The sequence below is a fragment of the Staphylococcus sp. HMSC068C09 genome, assembly GCF_001813735.1.
Lineage (GTDB): Bacteria > Bacillota > Bacilli > Staphylococcales > Staphylococcaceae > Staphylococcus > Staphylococcus hominis.
This window is the reverse complement of sequence record NZ_KV813756.1, coordinates 499,651-521,962: the sequence shown is the minus strand read 5'-3', so window position 1 is coordinate 521,962 and position 22,312 is coordinate 499,651. Positions and strand designations below refer to the sequence as shown.

Annotated in this window: 23 protein-coding genes; 5 read left to right on the top strand and 18 right to left on the bottom strand. The window is 29.9% G+C overall.

From position 1 onward, the window contains the following. Positions 1–1,278 carry a homoserine dehydrogenase gene (locus tag HMPREF2930_RS07255; protein WP_017174656.1) on the bottom strand — a complete coding sequence of 426 codons (1,278 nt, stop codon included), beginning with the start codon at positions 1,276–1,278 and terminating at the stop codon, positions 1–3. A gap of 199 nt (positions 1,279–1,477) precedes the next feature. On the opposite strand from HMPREF2930_RS07255, the gene HMPREF2930_RS07250 reads away from it, so the two are divergent. Then, positions 1,478–2,857, top strand: coding sequence for an aspartate kinase (locus HMPREF2930_RS07250; protein WP_019835493.1), 1,380 nt, complete (start codon positions 1,478–1,480; stop codon positions 2,855–2,857). A 50-nt stretch (positions 2,858–2,907) separates the two neighbouring features. On the opposite strand, the gene HMPREF2930_RS07245 is transcribed toward HMPREF2930_RS07250, so the two are convergent. After that, on the bottom strand, positions 2,908–3,489 hold the full coding sequence (locus tag HMPREF2930_RS07245; RefSeq protein ID WP_017174654.1) for a hypothetical protein: 582 nt from the start codon (positions 3,487–3,489) through the stop codon (positions 2,908–2,910). A gap of 318 nt (positions 3,490–3,807) precedes the next feature. Here HMPREF2930_RS07245 and HMPREF2930_RS07240 point away from each other — a divergent pair, with 318 nt between their 5' ends. Beyond that, complete coding sequence (locus tag HMPREF2930_RS07240) at positions 3,808–4,665, top strand: hypothetical protein (protein WP_017174653.1); 858 nt, start codon at positions 3,808–3,810, stop codon at positions 4,663–4,665. Between the two features lie 51 nt (positions 4,666–4,716). On the opposite strand, the gene HMPREF2930_RS07235 is transcribed toward HMPREF2930_RS07240, so the two are convergent. Next, complete coding sequence (locus HMPREF2930_RS07235; RefSeq protein WP_017174652.1) at positions 4,717–5,262, bottom strand: thermonuclease NucI; 546 nt, start codon at positions 5,260–5,262, stop codon at positions 4,717–4,719. Positions 5,263–5,430: 168 nt separating this feature from the next. On the opposite strand from HMPREF2930_RS07235, the gene HMPREF2930_RS07230 reads away from it, so the two are divergent. After that, entirely contained in the window at positions 5,431–5,622 is a 192-nt protein-coding gene (locus tag HMPREF2930_RS07230; protein ID WP_017174651.1) for a hypothetical protein, read from the top strand. Between the two features lie 105 nt (positions 5,623–5,727). Here the strand turns inward: HMPREF2930_RS07230 and HMPREF2930_RS07225 are convergent, their stop codons facing one another. The 6 genes from HMPREF2930_RS07225 to HMPREF2930_RS07200 all read right to left on the bottom strand — a co-directional run bounded on the left by HMPREF2930_RS07225 (position 5,728) and on the right by HMPREF2930_RS07200 (position 10,878). Then, positions 5,728–6,330 carry a response regulator transcription factor gene (locus tag HMPREF2930_RS07225; protein ID WP_017174650.1) on the bottom strand — a complete coding sequence of 201 codons (603 nt, stop codon included), beginning with the start codon at positions 6,328–6,330 and terminating at the stop codon, positions 5,728–5,730. Continuing rightward, a complete protein-coding gene (locus HMPREF2930_RS07220) occupies positions 6,327–7,421 on the bottom strand; it encodes a sensor histidine kinase (protein WP_017174649.1) in 1,095 nt (364 codons plus the stop codon). The genes HMPREF2930_RS07225 and HMPREF2930_RS07220 overlap by 4 nt, the downstream gene beginning before the upstream one ends. Next, a complete protein-coding gene (locus HMPREF2930_RS07215) occupies positions 7,422–8,156 on the bottom strand; it encodes an ABC transporter permease (protein ID WP_017174648.1) in 735 nt (244 codons plus the stop codon). Then, positions 8,149–9,027: an ABC transporter ATP-binding protein gene (locus HMPREF2930_RS07210; protein ID WP_017174647.1), complete on the bottom strand. Its 879-nt coding sequence runs from the start codon at positions 9,025–9,027 to the stop codon at positions 8,149–8,151. The genes HMPREF2930_RS07215 and HMPREF2930_RS07210 overlap by 8 nt, the downstream gene beginning before the upstream one ends. A 142-nt stretch (positions 9,028–9,169) precedes the next feature. Further along, entirely contained in the window at positions 9,170–10,651 is a 1,482-nt protein-coding gene (gene cls, locus HMPREF2930_RS07205) for a cardiolipin synthase (RefSeq protein ID WP_017174646.1), read from the bottom strand. Positions 10,652–10,683: 32 nt separating this feature from the next. Continuing rightward, the gene (locus HMPREF2930_RS07200) at positions 10,684–10,878 is read right to left on the bottom strand and encodes a hypothetical protein (RefSeq protein ID WP_017174645.1); all 195 of its coding nucleotides are present in this window, start codon (positions 10,876–10,878) and stop codon (positions 10,684–10,686) included. Between the two features lie 224 nt (positions 10,879–11,102). Between HMPREF2930_RS07200 and HMPREF2930_RS07195 the strand changes: the two genes are divergently transcribed. Beyond that, complete coding sequence (locus tag HMPREF2930_RS07195) at positions 11,103–12,128, top strand: threonine aldolase family protein (protein ID WP_017174644.1); 1,026 nt, start codon at positions 11,103–11,105, stop codon at positions 12,126–12,128. A 374-nt stretch (positions 12,129–12,502) separates the two neighbouring features. On the opposite strand, the gene glnA is transcribed toward HMPREF2930_RS07195, so the two are convergent. From glnA to hflX, 5 genes are all read right to left on the bottom strand, one after another. Beyond that, the gene (glnA, locus tag HMPREF2930_RS07190; RefSeq protein ID WP_017174642.1) at positions 12,503–13,843 is read right to left on the bottom strand and encodes a type I glutamate--ammonia ligase; all 1,341 of its coding nucleotides are present in this window, start codon (positions 13,841–13,843) and stop codon (positions 12,503–12,505) included. Positions 13,844–13,863: 20 nt separating this feature from the next. Continuing rightward, a complete protein-coding gene (locus HMPREF2930_RS07185) occupies positions 13,864–14,232 on the bottom strand; it encodes a MerR family transcriptional regulator (protein ID WP_025987220.1) in 369 nt (122 codons plus the stop codon). A gap of 224 nt (positions 14,233–14,456) precedes the next feature. Next, on the bottom strand, positions 14,457–15,431 hold the full coding sequence (locus tag HMPREF2930_RS07180) for a tRNA dihydrouridine synthase (protein WP_017174640.1): 975 nt from the start codon (positions 15,429–15,431) through the stop codon (positions 14,457–14,459). A gap of 140 nt (positions 15,432–15,571) precedes the next feature. Beyond that, positions 15,572–16,810 (bottom strand): methionine gamma-lyase family protein, encoded by a 1,239-nt coding sequence (locus HMPREF2930_RS07175; RefSeq protein ID WP_017174639.1) that lies wholly within the window; start codon positions 16,808–16,810, stop codon positions 15,572–15,574. Positions 16,811–16,835: 25 nt separating this feature from the next. Continuing rightward, complete coding sequence (hflX, locus tag HMPREF2930_RS07170; protein WP_037541003.1) at positions 16,836–18,074, bottom strand: GTPase HflX; 1,239 nt, start codon at positions 18,072–18,074, stop codon at positions 16,836–16,838. Positions 18,075–18,183: 109 nt separating this feature from the next. On the opposite strand from hflX, the gene HMPREF2930_RS07165 reads away from it, so the two are divergent. Continuing rightward, positions 18,184–18,660, top strand: coding sequence for a glutathione peroxidase (locus HMPREF2930_RS07165; RefSeq protein ID WP_037541002.1), 477 nt, complete (start codon positions 18,184–18,186; stop codon positions 18,658–18,660). Positions 18,661–18,850: 190 nt separating this feature from the next. On the opposite strand, the gene hfq is transcribed toward HMPREF2930_RS07165, so the two are convergent. The 4 genes from hfq to HMPREF2930_RS07145 all read right to left on the bottom strand — a co-directional run. Then, complete coding sequence (gene hfq, locus HMPREF2930_RS07160; RefSeq protein ID WP_037541001.1) at positions 18,851–19,093, bottom strand: RNA chaperone Hfq; 243 nt, start codon at positions 19,091–19,093, stop codon at positions 18,851–18,853. Then, positions 19,047–20,045, bottom strand: coding sequence for a tRNA (adenosine(37)-N6)-dimethylallyltransferase MiaA (gene miaA / locus HMPREF2930_RS07155; RefSeq protein WP_037541000.1), 999 nt, complete (start codon positions 20,043–20,045; stop codon positions 19,047–19,049). The genes hfq and miaA overlap by 47 nt, the downstream gene beginning before the upstream one ends. A gap of 3 nt (positions 20,046–20,048) precedes the next feature. Beyond that, positions 20,049–20,984, bottom strand: coding sequence for an alpha/beta hydrolase (locus HMPREF2930_RS07150; RefSeq protein ID WP_037540999.1), 936 nt, complete (start codon positions 20,982–20,984; stop codon positions 20,049–20,051). 205 nt (positions 20,985–21,189) lie between these two features. Further along, positions 21,190–22,312 (bottom strand): glycerol-3-phosphate dehydrogenase/oxidase (locus HMPREF2930_RS07145; protein WP_070597282.1); only part of this gene is annotated, 1,123 nt, incomplete at its 5' end.

Sequence of the window (22,312 nt, the reverse complement as noted above, 5' to 3'; positions counted from 1 at the left end):
TTAAACTCCTTCAACTGGATAAATTTTTTCAATGTTGTAATTTGCTTTACTAAGTAGTGATTCAGGTGATTGGTCTAATCCGATAACCACAACTCCATAAGAACTAGAATCACGTTGTTCTATTTGAAGTGATTTGTGGAATGGTAAATCTGATTTAAGTTGATCTTTAAGTTTATCAATTGATTCATCACTATGAATGACAACATAGTAATTTAATTTTTCTCCAATAGCAATTGCGTCACCATTATCCATTAATTCTCGAGTTTTATTTGTTTTTAATTCGAAATGAGGTGGAAGTGTATGTAAATTTGATTCAAAGAAGAGTGCTACATTTAATAAATCACTCACTACTGCACTACCAGTAGCTAAGCTACCTGCTCCTTTACCATAAAACATTGTATCCCCTACAGCATCTCCAATAACGTAAATTGCATTGTATTCATTTTCTACTGCTGCAAGCTGATGTGATTTATGTATTAAGGTTGGTTCAACGGATGCATTAACTTCTCTATGATGATATGTACTTTTACCAATCAATTTAATCTTATAACCTAATTTGTCAGCTACATTAATATCAGATAATGTTGTTTTACTGATACCTTTTACTTTCACATCATTTAACTTAATTACTTGGTTAAATGATAAATAAGACGTAATCACTACTTTTCTAGCTGCATCAATACCTTCTACATCATCAGTAGGATCTGCTTCAGCAAATCCTAATCTTTGTGCTTCAGCAAGTGCATCTTCAAATGAAGTTTGTTCTCTCGTCATTTTTGAAAGAATAAAATTTGACGTACCATTTAAAATTCCCATAAATTTAGAGATATTATTAGCATTTAACCCATTATTAATCGCGTTAACAATGGGAATACCACCTGCAACACTTGCTTCAAATTTTAAGGCTACGCCTTGTTGTTCTGCTAGATTCTCTAGTAATTCTAAATGCACAGCAAGTAGATCTTTGTTTGCTGTAATGACATGTTTTTTTCTTTTTAAAGATTCTCTTAACCAATCAACAGTTGGTTCAATTCCTCCCATTACTTCTATAACGATATCAATATCATCATCGTTTAAAATTTCATTAATGTCTTCTGTTAAATGATATTGACTAATATTAATAGGTCTTTTTTTAGTGGTATCTCTTACTAAAATATGTTTAATAACAATATCTTTATTTAGAGTATCTTTAATTTGTTGTCGATTTTCTTCAATAATTTTTACTACACCTGAGCCTACTGTTCCTAACCCTAGTAACGCGACGTTTAATTCCTTCATAATTTTTATCTTCCTCCCATTTGTATTATTGAGAAGTACAATTGTTTTATTGAAAAACACTTAAATTTATTATACTATTAAATCAAATTAATTGAATAGGACTTTTAAAAGAAAAAGTGAATATGTAGATATATATTATCATGTAGTATCAGGAAATTAAATAGAATTTTCTGATTTTTTAGAAAGGTTGGTAAATTTTATGAAAGTTGCTAAGTTTGGTGGAAGTTCAGTTTCAAATGCAACACAAATTAAAAAAGTCCTAAATATTGTCAATGATGACCCAGACAGAAAAATTATTATTGTATCTGCACCTGGTAAAAGACATAAGAATGATGTTAAAACGACTGACTTACTTATTCGTTTATATGAAAAAGTAATCAATCAATTGGATTATCAAGATAAAAAAAGAGAGATTATTCAACGTTATGCAGATATTTTAGAAGAATTACATATGGAGTCTACACTCTTAGAAACAATAGATGAAACACTTGAAACAATCATTAAACAATTAAACGATAAGCATGATCGTTTATACGATGCATTGTTATCATGTGGTGAGAATTTTAATGCTCAACTTATCGCTAAATACAACGATTCACAAGGCATTAAAACAACATATCTCTCACCAAAAGATGCTGGTATCTTAGTAACTGACTTACCACAACAAGCACAAATTTTAGAAGACGCTTATGATAAAATTTATAAATTAAGAGAAATTGAAGGAAAAATTATTATCCCAGGTTTCTTTGGTGTTTCTAAACATAACTATGTTGTTACATTTCCGAGAGGCGGTTCGGATATCACAGGTGCAATCATAGCGCGTGGTATTAAAGCATCATTATATGAGAATTTTACAGATGTCTCTGGTATTTTTAAGGCAAATCCAAATGTAATTGAAAATCCTGAACTTATTGAAGAAATTACATATAGAGAAATGCGTGAGTTATCATATGCCGGCTTTAGTGTATTTCACGATGAAGCATTACAGCCTTTATATAAACATAGAATACCCGTAGTCATAAAAAACACAAATCATCCAGAGGACAAAGGAACCTTTATTCGCCATGATCGTGAAGTCACAGATAAAAATCAAATTATTGGCATTAGTTGCGATAAAGATTTCACAGTTATAAATATTAAGAAATACTTAATGAATAGACAAATAGGTTTTACAAGAAGAATTTTAGAAATATTAGAAAACTATCATATCTCTTTCGATCATATGCCATCAGGTATTGATAATATTAGTATTATAATGCGTTCTAATCAAATTAAAAATAAAGAGAATGAAGTATTAAGTGCGATTAGAAAAAAATGTGATATTGATGAATTAAGCATTGACCATGACCTTGCCATCTTAATGATTGTCGGTGAAGGAATGACTCAATCTGTCGGAACTGCTAACAAAATCACACATGCTCTAGCAGAATCAAATATCAACCTAAAAATGATTAATCAGGGTGCTTCTGAAATTTCTATGATGTTTGGTATTTCAAGAGAAAATGCAGATAAAGCTGTGTTATCAACTTATGAGTATTGCTATCATGGTGTATGCTTAAAAAATTTATGTCCTAAATAACAATTACATAAAAAAATCTGAGACATCTATTTTGTCTCAGATTTTTTATATTAAACTTTTTGTGTAAGTGCTTTTTTAATTTTATGCTCTCCCACTACCATTTTTAAAATCACAAATTGATAATAGCTTAGAGCATCTAAAACTGACTTATAATTGGCTTCTGAATTGTTTTGTTGATAATCTAGTAAATCATACATTAATACGATTTCAGGTTTGATATAATCGACATCCCAGGTTAATGAATGAAAATAAATACTATTTTTAGGTAATCGGATATTAGTGTTTAGTCTAAATATCCATTCCTCATTTATAACATCATAAATAAAAATACTTAAAATAACTTTATCATTATTAACAACGTTTATATGAGAAATAGATGGAATATCTAAATTATCTTTATCCATGTTATGATTGGACGTATCATAATATTTAAATGTATAACTTGAAGGAATAACTTTTAAAACCTCTACTATTCGTTTTCTTTCTACACAAATATCGACTTTCGAAGGTAATTCAAAAAGTTCATTTAAAAATAGTTGAATAGCAACTTCACCGTGAAATTTGAATGCTGTACGGCATTGATTTTTTAATATTCCAACTAGTTCTTCTACATGATTTTGGTGATGAGACATACAACTGTCCTCCTTAAAGGAAACGCTTTCATAAGTTAATTATACAGACACAATTTAATGTTTTCAATTTTTAATTTGTGAAAAATTTGTAAATCTTCTAATTCTTCTTTAGGGTGTGAGATATAATTTTACACAATTTTATATTTATAATAATGAATAAATTATATCCTGTTATTATGTTCTTTTTCAACTTAAATTATCATTTTTTGTTTATTGAACAATAAATATATTTTGTTTATAATTAATTATTGATTTCTATAGAAAATTAATTTAATCATTAATCTTCTAATTTACAAATATTAAATAGGAGGTGAGCATATGACACATACGATTATTCTAATTATTATTATTGTTATTCTTATACTTGCATTTGTACTCAATCAAAGATACATGCAAGATAGAATAGATACTGAAGTTTACGCTAAAAATCAAATGGTCTCTAAAAATTCTTTACTCAGTAAAGAAAATTTAGAACTTAAAAATAAAATATTAAGTTCTAATAACGAGATTAGTCCTCATTCCAAACGTAATGCTAAACGTGAATTACAAGATATCTTAGACCGTTTTAAAGCTTTAGGAAAATTAAAATATTATAATATTATTACGACTAGTAATTTAGCTACTAAACATCCACTGTTTGAGTATGCAAGAACATTTGACTATATAGTTGTGTCTGACGTAGGTCTTATTAATATTGACGTTAAAAGTTGGAAACAAAAAACATTTTATCATTTTGATTTACCTACTTCTGATCACTTAGAGGGTGATAATCAAAGTGTAGAACAAATTGTAGGGCATTATATTAGTAAACAATATCATAGTCAATTTGATTCAAATCGTAATGAAATATATACTTTTATTGAAAAAATTCAAAACAATCGAGTTATCTATGAGTTTTATCAACATGACCCTTATGAACAAGCCGCTATTAACGCAAAAATCTTAAAAGATGGCATTGAAAAATATTTTAATCATAAAGTTCAAAGTATTGGTGTCATTTATTTTAGTGATGGTAGTGTTAATATAATTGAAGGTGCTGAAGAAAGAGAAAAATATATTGATACAGTATCCACTAAATCTTCTTTAGAATCTGTTATTAATAATGCTATTGAATTATCTAAACACCCTCTATCTGAAACTCAAGTTAATACTATTGTTGAAAACTTTCATAACTAAAAAATGAGTATGGGAGAACATTCGTCAAGAATGTTCTCCCATACTCATTTTTTAACTCCAAAGATTCACTTTATCTTTTTTAGCTTGCTGTTCATCTTTTTCAAATGTACTTCTATATTTACCATTAGGTGAGAAGTATTTTTCACGAGCTAATCCTTTTTTAACTAATTCTTCGTTATACATTGTTTTTTCATCTAACCATACATAGGCTAATGTACGACCATAACGGTCTTCTTTTTCCTTATCATATTCTAAATACACATCTTTATTATTTAAATGTTGTTTGCTGTAATTAGAAGCTTCTTTTCCATAAGGTTGAACTGGTGTGTTAGGTTTAACCGTTTCTGGTGTATCAACACCAATTAAACGTACCTTAATTTGCTCACCATTTGATTTCTTAGCCACAAATGTGTCTCCATCTACAACCCGATTAACGTGGACTTTTTCTTTTCCTTTAAGTTCTATCTGTGTTGAATTAGATGAAGAATGTTGACTATCGTCTTTAAATGGCCCTGTATGATTTAAAAATTGAAATGCTAATACGCCAATAACAATGATAGCAAGAACAATTATTGTTAAATTTTTCTTTGAATTCATAGGTGCCTCCTATATTATATTTTTAATACTCAAATATAATATATAATATGTATTTAATAATCAATCAATACTTTCGACCTAAAAAGTCTACCTATATTGAATTTATTTTCAAAAAATGATTAATTGATATTCAACATGATATAATTATACATGTTAGGAGTGAAATACATGAGCGAACGTAATGAAAATTTAGTCACGATGATTGCTGTCGTAATTGCTATTATCGTTGGCGTTATTTTACAAATCGTTTATAAACTGCCTATTATTGTTTCGGTTGTTATAGCAGTATTGTTAGGCATTTTAGTTGGATTTATTGTTTATATTATTCAAAGTATTATACGTAAACGAAAAGGTAAATAAGGGAGTATCATACAATGTCACTCTCAATAAAAGATTGAATTGAAAACATTAAATATTATTCAATTCAGTCTTTTTTATACATTCCTTAAATATTTTTCTTACTTTTTATATCCAGCCTTTTTCCTTTGCTTTCTTCCAAGCATTAAATCGATTCTCTGCATTTAATTTATCAATTATATTAGACGTATAATTTCTCACTGTCCCATCTGAAAGATAAAGTTTTTCTGCAATTTCTTTACTACTTAAATTATCTCCAATTTCACGTAATACCACTTGTTCTTTATGTGTTAAGGGATTAGATTCTTTGAATAAAGTAGTCATTAATGAAGTACTATATTCCTTTTCACCATTCATGACATGTTTAATAGTTTGTATTAAATCTTCTACGGAACGTTCTTTTAATACATAAGCATCTACTTCATTTGCCACAGCTTTTTCAAAATAACCTGGTCTTTTAAATGTAGTTACAATTATTACTTTAGTATCAATTTTAAATTCTCTTATTTTAGATAATACTTCTAAACCTGTTAGCCCTGGCATTTCGATATCTAAAATTGCAATATCTGGATGATATTTTTCAATAAACTCAAATGCGTCACCCCCATTATTACAATCATTAACTACTTTCATTTGCTCGTTAAATTCAATCAGTTGAACCATCGCTTTTCTCAACATATATTGATCTTCAGCTATTATAATGCTAATCATTTAATATCCTCTCTTGGTATCATAATACGTATATGCATACCATTTTTAGATTTAATTTCTAATTTTCCTTTAAGAAGTTGAACTCTATTTTCTATACTTTTTAATTTAAAGTCTTCAGTGGTGTTACAACCTTTTCCATTATCTTGAATAATTAGGTATAGATTATTATCTTCTTGTATCATTTCACAATAAATCTTACTAGCCTTTGCATGTTTAATGACATTATTGATTGCTTCTCTCAAAATCATTGATAGTATCGATTGCTTTGTTGGAGTTAAAACATTTACCTTTCTTATATTTTTTAATTCAAATTGAATGTTTGCATCTTTTAAAACATTTTTTATGGATTGAACTTCCTCTTCAAAACTTTGAGATTTTAAATTTTCAATAATATTTCTTACCTTAATTAAGGTATCTTTAGATATCTGATTAATCGCCAATATTTCATTTTTAGCTTTTTCTTGATCTTTATCAATCAACTTATATGCCAATTCTGATTTTAAACTAAGACTTACAAATACATGACCTAGTGTATCATGTAAATCTTGCCCTATACGTTGACGTTCTTGTTCTGCAATTAATGTATTAATATACTTATTTTTCTCTTCTATTTCATTTTTTAATGCTCCATCTTTTTTAGTTTTAAAATTCCCTAAAGTAATAATTAAAATAACTAAATAAAAGATAACTAATACAGTTATATATTGTATTTGATAAATACTTGTAATTATAAGACATAAAAATATTGCAATTATAAATGTGATAAATTCTTTTGACTTAATTGTTACTTCAAACATAAAAGGTAATGCAAATGCGCTAAAGAAAAAGAATAAGCTATTCATTGGATTAATTGCATAAACAAAATATATAATTCCTACATAATGAACCACTAATAGGCTATATATTACGTTATTGTTAAATCGATAATAATATATTACTAGCATAAGATATGACACAATAAAAATAGCTAAAACAATTAAATATACAGTTTGAGAACCTCGTTTTTCATTAAAGATACTTATAATTGGAAATAACAAATATATAAGCGTAGACAGCTCTCCTAATCTAACGCTCCATTTTCTTTTTTTCATCTAACTCACTTCTTTTCTGTGATTGATCCACACTGTAATAATTAAAAATAGTATACTATATACAATTAAAATAAATAATGAAGTAATATTTAAACCTTGATTTTTAGCTAATTCTAATGCAAAATTTTTCAAATGATATGTTGGAGTAATATTTGAAATTCTTTGTAACCAACTCGGAAATGTTTGAATTGGAAACCACAATCCTCCTAATATCGCTAATACCATATTAACTATATTGGCTAAACTACTTGCTTTTTGTGTTTCATTAAATTGAGCAATGATTAGTCCTAATGTTAAAAATAAACTTGCACCTATCCATAATGAAACACCTGAAAGCAACCATTGTTGTATACTCATATTTACGTGTTTATATAGATGAGCAACAGTAAAAATCAAAATAATAGCCAATAAAAATAACAATATTGTTTTTATCATTTTAGTAGTAAAATAGGTTTTACTAGATAAAGGCGTTACCATTAATCGTTTAAACCAACCTGTGTTTCTTTCTTCAATAATCTCTATAGGAAATTGCATTAAACAAAAACTCATCAAGCTAAACACTGTCATACTATACATATATTCTTTATAGAACTGCTGTTTCGCCTCTTCTGGTAAGTCTAGTAAAGAAGTAAATAATAAATAAAAGCCTACCGGTAATATGATTGATAAGAATGTTGTTAGTTTCTTTCGAAAAATAATTTTAAATTCTGTTTTTAATAAAGCGATATTATTCATTTTTAGTCCCTCCCTCTTTTACATCAGCAAATAAAATTGTTTCTAACAATGTTTGCTTTTCAATAGTCATGTCATTTAAATTTATATTTAATTTTTCCAAATAATATATTACTTTCTTAACATCAGATGTTTTAATTTTTAAAATAGTATCTTCAATTTTTACATCAAAATAATTTGTTAAATTCTGTAAATTATTGTCTACTGTATTTGGTACTTTAATTATTGAATATTGTTGGTTGGTTAATATATTTCTAGGTGAATCATTTAACTTAATAATGCCTTGATCAAGAAATATAACTTTATCTGCCATTCGTTCTACTTCTTCAATATAATGAGAAGTATAAAAAATAGATACATTTTCTTTTTTTAATTTCCCTATCATTGTCCAGAAATGTTCTCGCATTTCAACATCCATAGCTGCAGTAGGTTCATCTAAAATGAGAAGCTTTGGTTTTCCTATTAAACATAACCCAAAATCTAATATTCGTTGTTGTCCACCAGATAAGTGATTTGCATACAGATTCAATTGGCTATCATTCAATTTTGTAATTTTTTTAAATTCATCTATCGAAATTGCATCCTTGTATAGTTGACAAAATAATTTATATAATTCTTTTACTTTTATTAACCTAGGAAAAGACGTTTTTTGAAATAATACACCAATATGATTTAAATTTAATAAATGATCTATATCTATAATTTCTCCCGTTTCTGCTTTCAAATGATTAATTAAAATATTAATTAAAGTTGATTTTCCGGCTCCATTTTTTCCTATTAATGCAGTACTCATACCCTTTTCTATATTTAGTGATATATTTTTCAATACTGTTTTTCCATTATATTTTTTGGATAAATGTCGAATTTGAATCATAACTCATCACTTCCTTTTGTTAATATAAATAATTTATCAACAAACAAGTTATAATTTCAGATAAAAATGTCACTATTTTCAAATGACATTTGTCATATTAATAAAACCGACAAAGCACAAAGCTTTGTCGGTTTTATTATTTTTACAAGATTGGTGATAATAATTTGGCAATATCTTCTTTGAATTTAATTGATAATGGTCGTTTTTTATATTTCTCAAGTGTAAGTTGTTTAGATTTTTTTATATCTTCTTTATACGCCTCTTTTAACTTCTTAGCTAATTGTTCATCATATACGAATGCATTAACTTCAAAGTTCAATACAAAACTTCTGTAGTCCATATTAGATGAACCTACACTACTGACTTCATCATCAATCATTAACATTTTAGAATGTATAAATCCATTTTGATACGTATACACTTTTACTCCATATTCAAGCAATTCAGCAACATTTGAAAATGTAGACCAGTAGACAAATGGATGATCCGGTTTACATGGAATCATTATGTTAACATCAACACCAGTATTTGCTGCCATTTTCAATGCATTAATGTAAGATCGATCTGGTATAAAGTAAGGTGTTTGAATATAAATAGATTTTTTCGCACTCATAATCATTTTGGTATATCCAAACTCAATTTGGTGTAATTCATATGCAGGTCCACTTGAACCAATTTGAATGGCTGAATGACCATCCTGTACTTTCTTTTTAGGAAAATACTTATCATCATATTCAAATTGTGGACGATGTGCTTGAGAGTTCCAATCAAGAATAAACCTAATTTGAAGTGCATTTACAACATCACCTTGTACTCTTAAATGCGTATCTCTCCAGTATCCTAGTTTACCTAAACCTAAATAATCGTCACCTACATTAAATCCACCAATATACCCGATTTGACCATCAATAACAATAATCTTACGATGGTTACGATTATTCATTCTAAAGTTAATAATTGGTAGTTTAGATGCAAAAAATGCTTCTACCTCTCCACCTAATGATTCAAAATGTTTAAATTTGTGACGTTTTAAATTTTTTGAACCCACATCATCGTAAAGTAATTTAACTTCTAAACCTTCTTTTAACTTTGTTTCTAGGGCATCGATAATTCGTTTTCCTAGACCATCGATTTCAAATCCAAAGTACTCTAAATGTATGTAATCTTTCGCATTATAAATATCTTCGAGTACTTTGTCATATAATTCATGACCATCAATAAATAAATCAATTTTATTGTCTTCAGTAATAAAAGCATCTTGTTTCTTTAATAGCATTCTTGCCATATCTTGATGATTTTGTAGCTGCTTGTTTTCTGTATGATAGTTGTAATGATCAATTTTATGAGCTTGTTCATCAATCAAATCTTTATAAACATCTAGCTCTTTACCATTATTTTTTTCCATTTTTCTTTTTGAAACAGTTCTACCGAAAAATAGATAAAGAATAAATCCAAGCACTGGTAATACAAATAATACAAATATCCAGGCCCATGTTGAAGATGCACTACGTCTGTTACGCTCTAAAAAAATTAAAATAAAAGCCAACACTAAATTGCCTAAAAATCCAAGCACTAAAATTATATTCAATATTGTGCCAATTTTAGGGCCAAAAAGACTTATCATAATTCTAAACTCCTACTTCTCAAATTCAACTTTTATTTATCGGCTAATATTAAAAAGGCACTTAATATTTCTTCATTGTTAGGAAATTGGCGTTCTTCAATTTTATCAATTGAAACATTTAATAATTCATAGCGACGACCTTCTTCACTTGCTAAATATTGATTAATTTCATTTTCCAATTCTTCAATTGTTTGTTCTTGAATTCTTTTAAATTTTACTTTACTCATTTATAACACTCCATTTCATATATTTGTTTAAATCATAGTCTTTTTACATGTGTTTATCAACTAAATTGCAATGATAATAGGACGTCTTTTAAAAGCGTTTACATATTTATTTTTATTCTCTTAAATTCACATTACTAAAAAGGTAGTGTATACTAAATACATTCTATTCAAATTTTCAGAATAATCAGTTTAGAATAAGCATAAGGAAGTTAGGGAGGAATTCGATGATATCTTTTGAAAATGACTACCTAGAAGGTGCACATCCAAAAGTTTTACAACGTTTTATTGATACAAATTATATTCAAGCTTCGGGTTATGGGGATGACCAATTTTCAAAACAAGCCGCTGATCAAATTCGAAAAACGATTCAATGTCCTGAAGCCACTGTTCGCTTTTTAATTGGTGGTACACAAACAAATCAAGTTGTTATTAATACTGTATTAGAGCCATATGAAGGGGTTATTTCAGCAGATACAGGTCATGTGGCAGTACATGAAGGGGGCGCTATAGAATTTAGTGGTCATAAAGTATTAGCAGTACCATCTCATGAAGGTAAGATTTCACCTAAAGAAGTAAATACCTATCTTGAAACTTTTTATAATGATTTCAAACGTGAACATATGGTATTTCCTGGTATGGTGTATATTTCTCATCCTACTGAATATGGAACGCTTTATAGTAAAGAAGAACTTAGGAATTTATCAGAAGTCTGTAAGGAACATCATATTCCATTATTTATGGATGGCGCCCGATTAGGTTATGGTTTGATGAGTAATGAAACAGATGTCACAATTGAAGATATTGCTAATTACTGTGATATTTTTTATATTGGTGGTACAAAGATTGGTGCACTATGTGGTGAAGCGATTGTATTTACAAACAATAATGAACCTAAACACTTCACTACACGTATTAAACAGCATGGTGCCCTACTAGCTAAGGGACGTTTAGTTGGTATTCAATTTTTAGAATTATTTACTAATAACTTGTATTTTGATATTAGTCGACATGCTATTAATATGGCGAATAAAATGAAGCAAGGATTTATCAATAAAGGATATAAAGTATATTTTGATTCTCCTACTAATCAACAGTTTTTCGTATTAAATGATGATAAGATTAAAGATCTTCAGAGTAAAGTGAAATTTGCAATTTGGGAAAAATACGATGATACACATCGCGTTGTTAGATTCGCAACAAGTTGGGCCACAACTGAGGAAAATGTTGACAAACTTTTAGAATTAATTTAATTATAAACTTATTTAATATAGACCTTAAGGTGACATACTTCGGGTCTATATTTTTATGTTTACATAATATTTTTATAATTCATATAGGTTTTATTGATATATTTAATAAAAATAGGAGCTATATATTATGAAAAAATATTTAGTGGTAGACGAACATGAAAAAACAAAAAAAGCTAAACAATCTATGATCAAACTAGAAAATTTCGAGAAGTATATAAAGAATATTTTTTAACTTACTTGACCAAAACTTGACCAATTCACTACTTTTGAAGAAAGTGGTCAAGTAAAAATAGATTATTTTCAAATAAAAAAGAAGCTAAGGCAAATGCCTTAACTTCTTATGTCCCTAAGTCTTTCCCCTTTTTGCTTAGCGATTAGTATTGTTTCATATATTGATCGCGTTCCCATTCAGAAACTTGAGTTCTGTAATAGTCCCATTCGATAGATTTAGAATTAATAAATTGATTATAGATGTGATTGCCTAATGCTTTTTTAACTGTATCGTTTTCACGCATTGCTTTTAATGCAGTGTAAAGTGTAGATGGTAAATCTTGAATACCTACTGCTTCACGTTCTTCACGATTCATTTCATAGATATTTTGGTTTACTGGTTCTGGTACTTTAGTTTTGTTTTTAATACCGTCTAAACCAGCTTGTAAGATCGCAGCTAAAGCCATATATGGGTTAGCAGCAGGGTCAACTGAACGTACTTCAATACGAGTTGATAGACCTCTTGAAGTAGGTACACGTACTAATGGAGAACGGTTTTTACCACTCCAAGCAATGTAACATGGTGCTTCGTAACCAGGTACTAAACGCTTATATGAATTGACTAATGGGTTACATACTGCCGTAAATCCACGTGCATTATTTAAGATACCTGCAGTAAAGTGATAAGCATCTTCAGTTAATTGATCTTTGCCGTTTGGATCAAAGAATGCATTTTCTTTACCTTTGAATAAAGATACGTTGAAGTGCATACCACTTCCATTTACACCAAATAATGGTTTTGGCATAAATGTCGCATGTAAATTATGTTTACGTGCAATTGTTTTAACAACTAATTTAAATGTTTGAATGTTGTCACATGCTGAAATTGCATCTGCATATTTGAAGTCAATTTCGTGTTGACCTGGTGCTACTTCATGATGACTTGCTTCGATATCAAAGCCCATATCTTCTAATTCAAGGACGATGTCACGACGACAATTTTCACCTAAGTCAGTTGGTGCTAAGTCGAAGTAACCGCCATTATCATTTAATTCTAATGTTGGTTCACCTTTTTCATCCAATTTGAATAAGAAGAATTCTGGTTCAGGCCCTAAGTTGAAATCTGTATAACCTAAGTCTTCCATTTCTTTTAATATACGTTTTAAGTTCGTACGTGGGTCCCCAGCAAATGGTTCACCATCAGTTGTATAAACATCACAAATTAAACGTGCTACTTTGCCTTGACCTGCTGTCCAAGGGAAGATAACCCAAGTATCTAAATCTGGGTATAAATACATATCTGATTCTTCAATACGTACGAAACCTTCGATTGAAGATCCGTCAAACATCATTTCATTATCTAACACTTTTTCTAATTGGCTTACTGGAACTTCAACATTTTTAATTGTACCTAAGATATCAGTGAATTGTAATCTTAAATATCTTACGTTTTCCTCTTTTGCAAATTTGCGAATATCCTCTTTTGTAAAAGTATGTTTTGGCATGGTAGACATCCTCCAAGTTATTAATTAATAAATCGTGATAAATCGCCACGGTTTATCGGTAAAGCTTCACTGCGCGGTTTCTGAGTTGCATCTACAATCATTCTTTTTCTCGTCTCTTGTTCATCAGTAGTTAAGTGCCCTTGATTATTTGTAATTATTTGTTTAATACCTTTTAAATTAAAACCTTTTTCAATTAACGTTTTAATTTCTAACAGTCTCTCTAAGTCATTCATCGAGAATAACCTTTTATTTCCTTCGGTACGTTCGGGCTTAATGAGTTCATGTGTTTCATAATAACGTATTTGTCTTGCTGTGAGCTCTGTCAATTTACAAACAACACTCATAGAGAACACGGCCATATTACGTCTTATTGTATCGTTAGACACTATAACCTCACCTCTACTTTTGAACTTGTCTATAATTTAGCATAGATTAATATGAAATACAAAAATATGTTAGGTTTTCTGACATGAAAATTAAATATTTCTTACATATAAACGTAAAAGCCCATAGATACAGTTATCTACAGGCTTTTTACTATTTAAAAATTATTTTTCAAGACATCAATACGATAGCGTATTCTTATTGTTAAGTTTTAAAAATTTAAGTTTCATTAATGGTTATCTTCCATATTTGCTTCAAAGTCATCAAGTAATGCTCGAGCTTCATCCACAGTTTCTGTACTCATTAATTGATGCCGTAATTCACTTGCACCTCTAATACCTCGCACATAAATTTTAAAGAAACGTCGTAAACTTTTAAATTGTTGTGTTTCTTCATTTGAATACTTTTCAAATAACTCTAAATGTAATCTAAATAAATCCAAGAGTTCTTTACTTGTATGTTCGCGTGGCTCTTTCTCAAATGCAAAAGGATTATGGAAAATGCCTCTTCCTATCATAACTCCATCAATACCATATTTCGTCGCAAGTTCCATACCTTTTTGTCTATCTGGAATATCACCATTGATAGTTAATAATGTTTGAGGCGCCACTTCATCGCGCATTTCTTTAATGGCTTCAATTAATTCCCAATGTGCATCGACTTTGCTCATTTCTTTACGTGTACGAAGATGGATAGATAAGTTTGCAATGTCTTGCTTAAACACATGTCTTAACCATTCTTTCCATTCCTCTATATTATAATAACCTAGACGTGTTTTAACACTAACAGGTAGTCCACCTGCCTTGGCTGCTTGAATAATTTCAGCTGCTCTTTCTGGTCGTAAAATTAACCCAGACCCTTTACCTTTTTTGGCAACATTTGCGACAGGACAGCCCATATTTAAATCAATACCTTTAAAGCCCATATCTGCTAAACCAAAACTCATTTCTTTAAATTGCTCTGGCTTATCACCCCATATATGAGCAACCATAGGCTGTTCATCTTCACTGAATGTTAAACGTCCTCGTACACTATGTATCCCTTCTGGATGACAAAAACTCTCCGTATTTGTAAATTCAGTAAAAAATACATCCGGTCTCTCTGCTTCACTTACTACATGTCGAAAAACAATGTCTGTCACGTCTTCCATCGGCGCTAAAATGAAAAATGGACGTGGTAATTCATTCCAAAAATTTTCTTTCATAATTGATTTAAACCTTCTTATTCATTAGTATCTCGTATAATTAACCATGATATATTATCATAAAATAAATCCATATACAAAAGGAAATTCACTCTCATTATGTTTATTACTATCTATTTTTGAATATTGTATTATACTACTTAAATTAAATTCTGTTCTTTTAAATTCATAACCGCACGTGTTACTGCAATTTTAACATGTTCATAAGTTAGACCACCTTGCACATATGCCTCATAAGGCGGACGAATCGGACCATCTGCTGATAATTCAATAGAGGATCCTTGCACAAACGTTCCTGCTGCCATGATGACATCATCTTCATAACCAGGCATATAACTAGGTTCAGGACTAAAGTGTGCATTAATTGGTGAAGCATGTTGAATACTTTGACAAAATGCAATCATCTGTTCTTTTGTATCAAATTGAACGGTTTGAATTAAGTCTGTACGCTTAGCATCGTACTTGGGAACTGTGTTCATATTCATTTTTTCAAGAAGTAAACTTGTAAATAGTGAGCCTTTTAAGCTTTGACCCACTACATGCGGTGCTAAAAAAAATCCTTGATACATTTCTTGCAATGAAAATAATGAAGCACCCGCTTCTTTACCAATCCCAGGTGCAGTTAAACGATAACCACATCGTTCGATTAAATCTTTTCGTCCTGCAATGTAACCACCAATTTTTGCTAATCCACCACCAGGATTTTTTATTAATGACCCTGCAATTAAATCTGCACCCACTTCTATTGGTTCTCGACGCTCTACAAACTCTCCGTAGCAATTATCCACAAAAATAATTACATTGGGATATCGTTGTTTAATTTGAGAAATAGCAGTTTCTATTTCATCTACTGTAATTGAAGGTCGTTGTCCATACCCTTTTGAACGTTGAATAGCAATAACTTTCGTTTGTTTCGAAATAGTATTTAAAACAGTTTCAACATCAATCATTCCATCTTTTAATGCAACTTCTTTATATGTCACGCCATGCTCTTTGAGACTTTCAATACCATTACCATTAACACCAATCACTTCAAGTAAGGTGTCATAGGGACTACCTGTAATGTACATCAGTTCATCGCCATATTTGAGTGTACTTTGCAATGCTAATGTAATTGCATGAGTACCCGAAATAATTTGAGGTCTAACAAGTGCATCTTCTGCTTTAAACGTATGAGCATATATCTCTTCTAAATGATCACGTCCAAAATCATCATAACCATATCCTGTAGAACCTACTAAATCATTCTCGCTCGCTTTAACATGATGAAATGCATTAAGAACCTTTTCCTGATTGATATAAGCAGTTTCTTCAATTTCTTTAAATAAGGGTGTTAACGTTTCTTCTACTTTAGAAACGATGTGTTGAATATCTGACATGCAATTTATCTTCCTTTATATATAATTATTTTCTATATCCTTTAACGATATAGCTTTCATTATTTTCATCAAATTTCATTTCTTCGATAAGTGTATGTTGTTTTAAAAAATATAATCTATCTGCATCTTCACTAGATACAGTTTCTACGTAATATGACAAAGTCGCTTTTATTTGATCAAACAGTAACTGCTTCACTTTTAATTTATCTTCACTATTACGACTTGATACAAATACAGACGGATGGCCTGATACCGGTACATCAGTTTCTTCAGAACATTGATCTTTTTTATTAAAAATGATTGCTTGTGGAAGGTCATCCATATCTAAGTCTTTTACCAATTGATTAACCGTATCATATTGAGCACGATATTCTGGATGACTTGCATCAACGACATGTAGAAGTAAATCAGCACTTTTCGCTTCTTCTAATGTCGACTTAAATGCTGCTACTAACGTTGTAGGCAACTTTTGAATGAAGCCTACGGTATCAGAAATAATTAAATTAAACCCATTGTTAATTTGTATTTGTCGTGTTTTAGGGTCAAGTGTGGCAAATAGTAAATCTTTTTCAAAAGTCGTTTCGTTTGCTAAAACATTAAACCAAGAAGATTTTCCAGCGTTAGTGTAGCCAATAAGTGCAATTTGAAACACTTGATTTTGTTCGCGTTGATTACGATATCTTTCACGATGTTCGACCACTGTTTTAAGTTGAAGTTTAATTTCATTCATACGTGTTCTAATATGACGTCTATCCATTTCTAATTTTGTTTCACCAGGACCACGCGTACCAATTCCCCCGCCTAAACGAGATAAACTTTTTCCATGTCCTTGTAATCTAGGAAGTAAGTAATCGAGTTGAGCTAATTCAACTTGTAATTTACCTTCTCTACTACGCGCTCTTAAAGCAAAAATTTCAAGAATGAGCTGTGTTCTATCGATAATTTTAATGCCCAAATTATCATTTAATGTTTTTGATTGTGCTGTTGTTAATTCATCATTTGTCACAACAACATCGATGTCATGAAATTCTATAAAAGCTTTAATTTCATCAATCTTACCTTTGCCAACATAATATTTATAATCAAATTGATCTTTATTTTGAGTGACTTGTCCTTTAACATCTAATTGACAAGTCAACGCTAAAGCTTCTAATTCTTCCATTGTAGATTCAAAATTATATTGATGATCACTTTGAGCATGTACACCAACTAATACAGCAGTTTCTAGCTTTTTCTTTGTATCATAAGTGTGTTGCTGAGCCATGATATACATCTCCTTTTCTAACATGTCTTACATATTCTATCATAGAGCAAGTTTAAAGACTAACGACTAAAACTATGTTAAATTAAAGCTAAATTGAAAGGGTGATAGTATGGAAAATATTTATGATTTTGAAGTTCAAAAATCTAATGGTGAAAATTATAAATTAGATGTATATAAAGGCGATGTTATGCTTATCGTTAATACAGCGAGTGAATGTGGATTTACACCACAATTTGAAGGATTACAAGAACTATATAATAAATATAAGGACCAAGGATTTATTGTTTTAGGTTTCCCATGCAATCAGTTTGGAGGTCAAGAACCTGGTTCTGGTGCTGAAGCAAATCAAAATTGTAAAATTAACTACGGTGTCACATTCCCTATTCATGAAAAAATTGACGTTAAAGGCGATAACCAGCATCCATTGTTCCGTTATTTAACAAGTCAAGCTAAAGGCATGTTAAGTGAAAAAATTAAATGGAATTTCACTAAGTTTTTAGTTGACCGTGAAGGTAATATTGTTCAACGCTTCTCACCTCAGAAAAAACCTGCTCAAATTGAAAAAGATATTGAAAAACTTCTATAAATTAAATAAAAGCTTCAATATAGATGACTATGTCATAGACAATCGTTCTATATTGAAGCTTTGTTTTATTACAAACATTTCCTTTATTTGTTCAAAAGTGCAAAAATTGATGAGAATTTTGCAAGCTACGTATACATTTCGACCGTGGACTACGCTCTAAAATTCAGTAACTTGGCACTTTAATTACAACTTATTCTTCACCTTCGCCTGTAGCTTCTGAATCAGTAGATTCTGTATCCACAGTGAAAGTGCTGATCGCATGTTTGTAAATCAAATGTTGTTTGCCTTGAGAAACTAAGCTAATCATGTATTTATCAAAGTTTTCAATAACACCTTTCATTTGAAAACCATTTAAGAAAAATACAGTAATTTCCGTTTGTTCTGCTTTAAAGTTCTCTAGTGCTTGATCTTGGATGTTTTGGTTTGCAATCATGTTTAGAACTCCTTTTATTTATTTGGGTTGTAATCTCATCTAACATCATTTGAAGTGACATTGTCTCTCTATCAAACCATTGAACATTCATTTTGTTTTTAAACCATGTGAGTTGTCTTTTCGCATATTGCCTTGAATGTTGTTTTAATAATTCTACAGCTGGTTCTAATTCCATTTCTCCTTTTATAACAGGGACAAGTTCTTTGTAACCAATTGCTTGCATACTCTGACTAGATTCAAAACCTTGTTCAACTAGTGCTTTCACTTCATTAAATAATCCGTGGCCCAACATAATATCAACACGTTTATTTATTCTTGTATATAATGTTTTGCGCGACATTTCAATCCCTACTAATAATGTATCATAATTTTCTGTAAATTGTTGAACTTTCTTTCGAGAACTTAAAAGTTTTTTTGTTTTTAAGTAATATTCAATCGCTCTAAGTACTCTTTTTCTATTATTTGGATGAATATCTTTAGCTGATGTTTCATCAAACGATGCTAAGTAACGATGTAAGTCATCATTATTCAATTGATTTAATGCATCTAATTTTTCTTTTACTCTTAATTCTTTTTCTACTGATACATTTTCATCATCAAATGGATAATCGTAAATTAAAGACTGAATATATAAACCTGTACCTCCTGCAATAATAGGTACTTTACCTCTTTTTGTAATATCTTCAATAAGCACTTCTGCTCTTTTTTTAAATTCGTATGCAGAAAATGATTCATCAGGATTTAAGATATCTATTAAATAATGGGGTATCCCTTCCATTTCTGTTTCTGTTACCTTTGCAGTACCTATATTCATTTGACGGTATACTTGCATCGAATCGCCACTAATGATTTCTCCATTCATTTTTTTAGCTAATTCGATACTCAATTCTGTTTTACCCGAAGCTGTCGGTCCTACAATAACTACTAGAAAAGGTTTTTTTGATGCTTGCAATGATTACGCCTCACTCTGATTATTTTTCAATACTTGTTTTTGAATCCAATCAAACATATGATTCCATATCATTTGTTGATCAACTTCAAATAATATTTCATGTCTTCTATTTGCATAAAGTTGTACCGTAATATGTTTAATACCAGCTTTTTTAAATTTTCTGGCCAAGGATTTAACACCTCTGCCATACTCTCCAAAAGGATCATTTTTTCCTGAAATCATCAATATTGGTAACTGTTTATTCATTTTTTTTAATTGAGTATAATTTGCAGTACGTGTCATATGTTTTACTGTTTCATAAATTAATTGGTTTGAAACTAAAAAGCCGGTATACTCATCGTTTACAAATTTATCAACTTCTGTAGATTGTGATGAAAGCCAGTCACTTTCAGTTCGTGGTTGATCAATCTTTTTGTTAAATGATTTGTAAACGAGTTGATTGACCCATTTTAAACGATTGCGCTTCCCAGTAAAAATAGAAATTAATTTCAAACTGATTCTTGTAGGAATTCCTTTCCATTTCGGATATTGTCCTGTTCCAGTTAATATCAATCCATTAGCAAAATTTGGATAAGTTTCAACAAATAAACGTGCAATAATAGATCCCATTGAATGGCCTAATACAATATAGGGTAATCCTTTCTCACTATCATATAATGTTTGTGCAATTTCAAACGCATCTTGAACAACTTGATTCATACTGTCGTAATGTCCACGTTCTTTCTCATCAATCTCTTTCCCATGTCCTCTATGATTATGTCTAATCACATCATAGCCTTGATGCGTTAAAGCATTAACAAGTGTTTCGTATCGATCCATATGTTCAGCCATACCATGAAATATATGTATAATACCATAAGTCGCTATGTTTGCTTTATCTACTTTAACTTCTAAAGTTGTTCCATCTTCTACAGTTATTTTATAAGCACTTTGCCCCATAGATATGCCTCCAATCTCTTTCTATAATGGTATGTTAACAACGTACTATTCCTACTAATATACCTATACTCTTTAATGTTATCAAATAGTTTGTTACTTTTTAATAGGTTATATATACTTTAAATTTAAAAATTTTATCAAAATATAAAAAACTGAGATTGAGTGCTTTTACCCAATCTCAGTTGCTATACTATTTTAACTATATTTATTTTTCTGCAGGTTGATGATTACCATGTGTTGCTTCTTCAATAGCTTCATCAACTTCTTTAGAAAATTCATTTTTCTGTTCAGCAGTATAATTTAATAATTTATCTAATTCATCAATAATTGCTTGTTTATATTGTTTAACTGTATTGATGTCAAAGTATAATTTACCAGTACGACGAATTAAGAAATCAGTTGGTTTATATACCATTTCGTTTTGTACACTATAAACTAATTGAACGTATAATTCTAATGGCATATTTAAATCTTTTTCATTCGTTAATTGTGCAATTGCGAATAATTTATCTACATTTGAACCGTATTTTGAAGCTAAATTATGTGCCACATCTGTGCTTAATCCAAGTGCTTTACCTTCTTGAACTTTACGATTTACGTAATTTTCAAAGTTTTTACTACCACCAACATCTCCACCAGAAATAGGTGTATTTTTAGTTTTGCTATCCGCAAATTTTAGACTATATTCTTGTTTTAAACGCTTAGCTAATAAATCAACAATTTCTAATGCCATATGACGATATCCAGTTAATTTACCACCAGCAATGGTTAATAATCCTGATTTACCTTCCCAAATTTCATCTTTACGTGAAATTTCTGAAGGATCTTTTCCATCTTCTAAAATTAATGGACGTACGCCAGCCCAAGTTGATTCAATATCAGCATCAGTAACATGTACATCAGGGAACATATAATTGATTGCATCAATTAAATAGTCTCTATCTTCTTGATTAGTTAAAGGTTTTGTTTTTTCATTATTATAGAATGTATCAGTAGTACCTACATATGCTTTACCTTCACGAGGAATAGCAAAAATCATACGACCATCTTTTTCAGTATCAAAGTAAACCGCTTGACGTAATGGGAATTTTGATTGATCGATAACTACGTGAACACCTTTTGTTAAACGTAATTGTTTATTGTTACGTGTATAATCTTTCTTTCTCACTTCGTCTACCCATGGACCAGCAGCATTGATTACTTTTTTAGCATTGATTTGATACTCTTCACCTGTAAGCATATCTTTTACTTTAATACCACTTACTTTATTTTTAGCATCGTATACGAAGTCAGTAGATTTAGTGTGATTAATGACTTCAGCGCCTTTT

Coding starts and splice junctions, on each gene's coding strand:
- HMPREF2930_RS07180 (WP_017174640.1), bottom strand. CDS start 15,431: ATGAAAGAAAATTTTTGGAATGAATTACCACGTCCATTTTTCATTTTA.
- HMPREF2930_RS07255 (WP_017174656.1), bottom strand. CDS start 1,278: ATGAAGGAATTAAACGTCGCGTTACTAGGGTTAGGAACAGTAGGCTCA.
- HMPREF2930_RS07240 (WP_017174653.1), top strand. CDS start 3,808: ATGACACATACGATTATTCTAATTATTATTATTGTTATTCTTATACTT.
- hfq (WP_037541001.1), bottom strand. CDS start 19,093: ATGATTGCAAACCAAAACATCCAAGATCAAGCACTAGAGAACTTTAAA.
- HMPREF2930_RS07210 (WP_017174647.1), bottom strand. CDS start 9,027: ATGATTCAAATTCGACATTTATCCAAAAAATATAATGGAAAAACAGTA.
- HMPREF2930_RS07175 (WP_017174639.1), bottom strand. CDS start 16,810: ATGTCAGATATTCAACACATCGTTTCTAAAGTAGAAGAAACGTTAACA.
- HMPREF2930_RS07165 (WP_037541002.1), top strand. CDS start 18,184: ATGGAAAATATTTATGATTTTGAAGTTCAAAAATCTAATGGTGAAAAT.
- HMPREF2930_RS07215 (WP_017174648.1), bottom strand. CDS start 8,156: ATGAATAATATCGCTTTATTAAAAACAGAATTTAAAATTATTTTTCGA.
- HMPREF2930_RS07235 (WP_017174652.1), bottom strand. CDS start 5,262: ATGAATTCAAAGAAAAATTTAACAATAATTGTTCTTGCTATCATTGTT.
- HMPREF2930_RS07230 (WP_017174651.1), top strand. CDS start 5,431: ATGAGCGAACGTAATGAAAATTTAGTCACGATGATTGCTGTCGTAATT.
- HMPREF2930_RS07225 (WP_017174650.1), bottom strand. CDS start 6,330: ATGATTAGCATTATAATAGCTGAAGATCAATATATGTTGAGAAAAGCG.
- HMPREF2930_RS07200 (WP_017174645.1), bottom strand. CDS start 10,878: ATGAGTAAAGTAAAATTTAAAAGAATTCAAGAACAAACAATTGAAGAA.
- HMPREF2930_RS07195 (WP_017174644.1), top strand. CDS start 11,103: ATGATATCTTTTGAAAATGACTACCTAGAAGGTGCACATCCAAAAGTT.
- HMPREF2930_RS07220 (WP_017174649.1), bottom strand. CDS start 7,421: ATGAAAAAAAGAAAATGGAGCGTTAGATTAGGAGAGCTGTCTACGCTT.
- HMPREF2930_RS07245 (WP_017174654.1), bottom strand. CDS start 3,489: ATGTCTCATCACCAAAATCATGTAGAAGAACTAGTTGGAATATTAAAA.
- glnA (WP_017174642.1), bottom strand. CDS start 13,843: ATGCCAAAACATACTTTTACAAAAGAGGATATTCGCAAATTTGCAAAA.
- hflX (WP_037541003.1), bottom strand. CDS start 18,074: ATGGCTCAGCAACACACTTATGATACAAAGAAAAAGCTAGAAACTGCT.
- HMPREF2930_RS07250 (WP_019835493.1), top strand. CDS start 1,478: ATGAAAGTTGCTAAGTTTGGTGGAAGTTCAGTTTCAAATGCAACACAA.
- HMPREF2930_RS07150 (WP_037540999.1), bottom strand. CDS start 20,984: ATGGGGCAAAGTGCTTATAAAATAACTGTAGAAGATGGAACAACTTTA.
- cls (WP_017174646.1), bottom strand. CDS start 10,651: ATGATAAGTCTTTTTGGCCCTAAAATTGGCACAATATTGAATATAATT.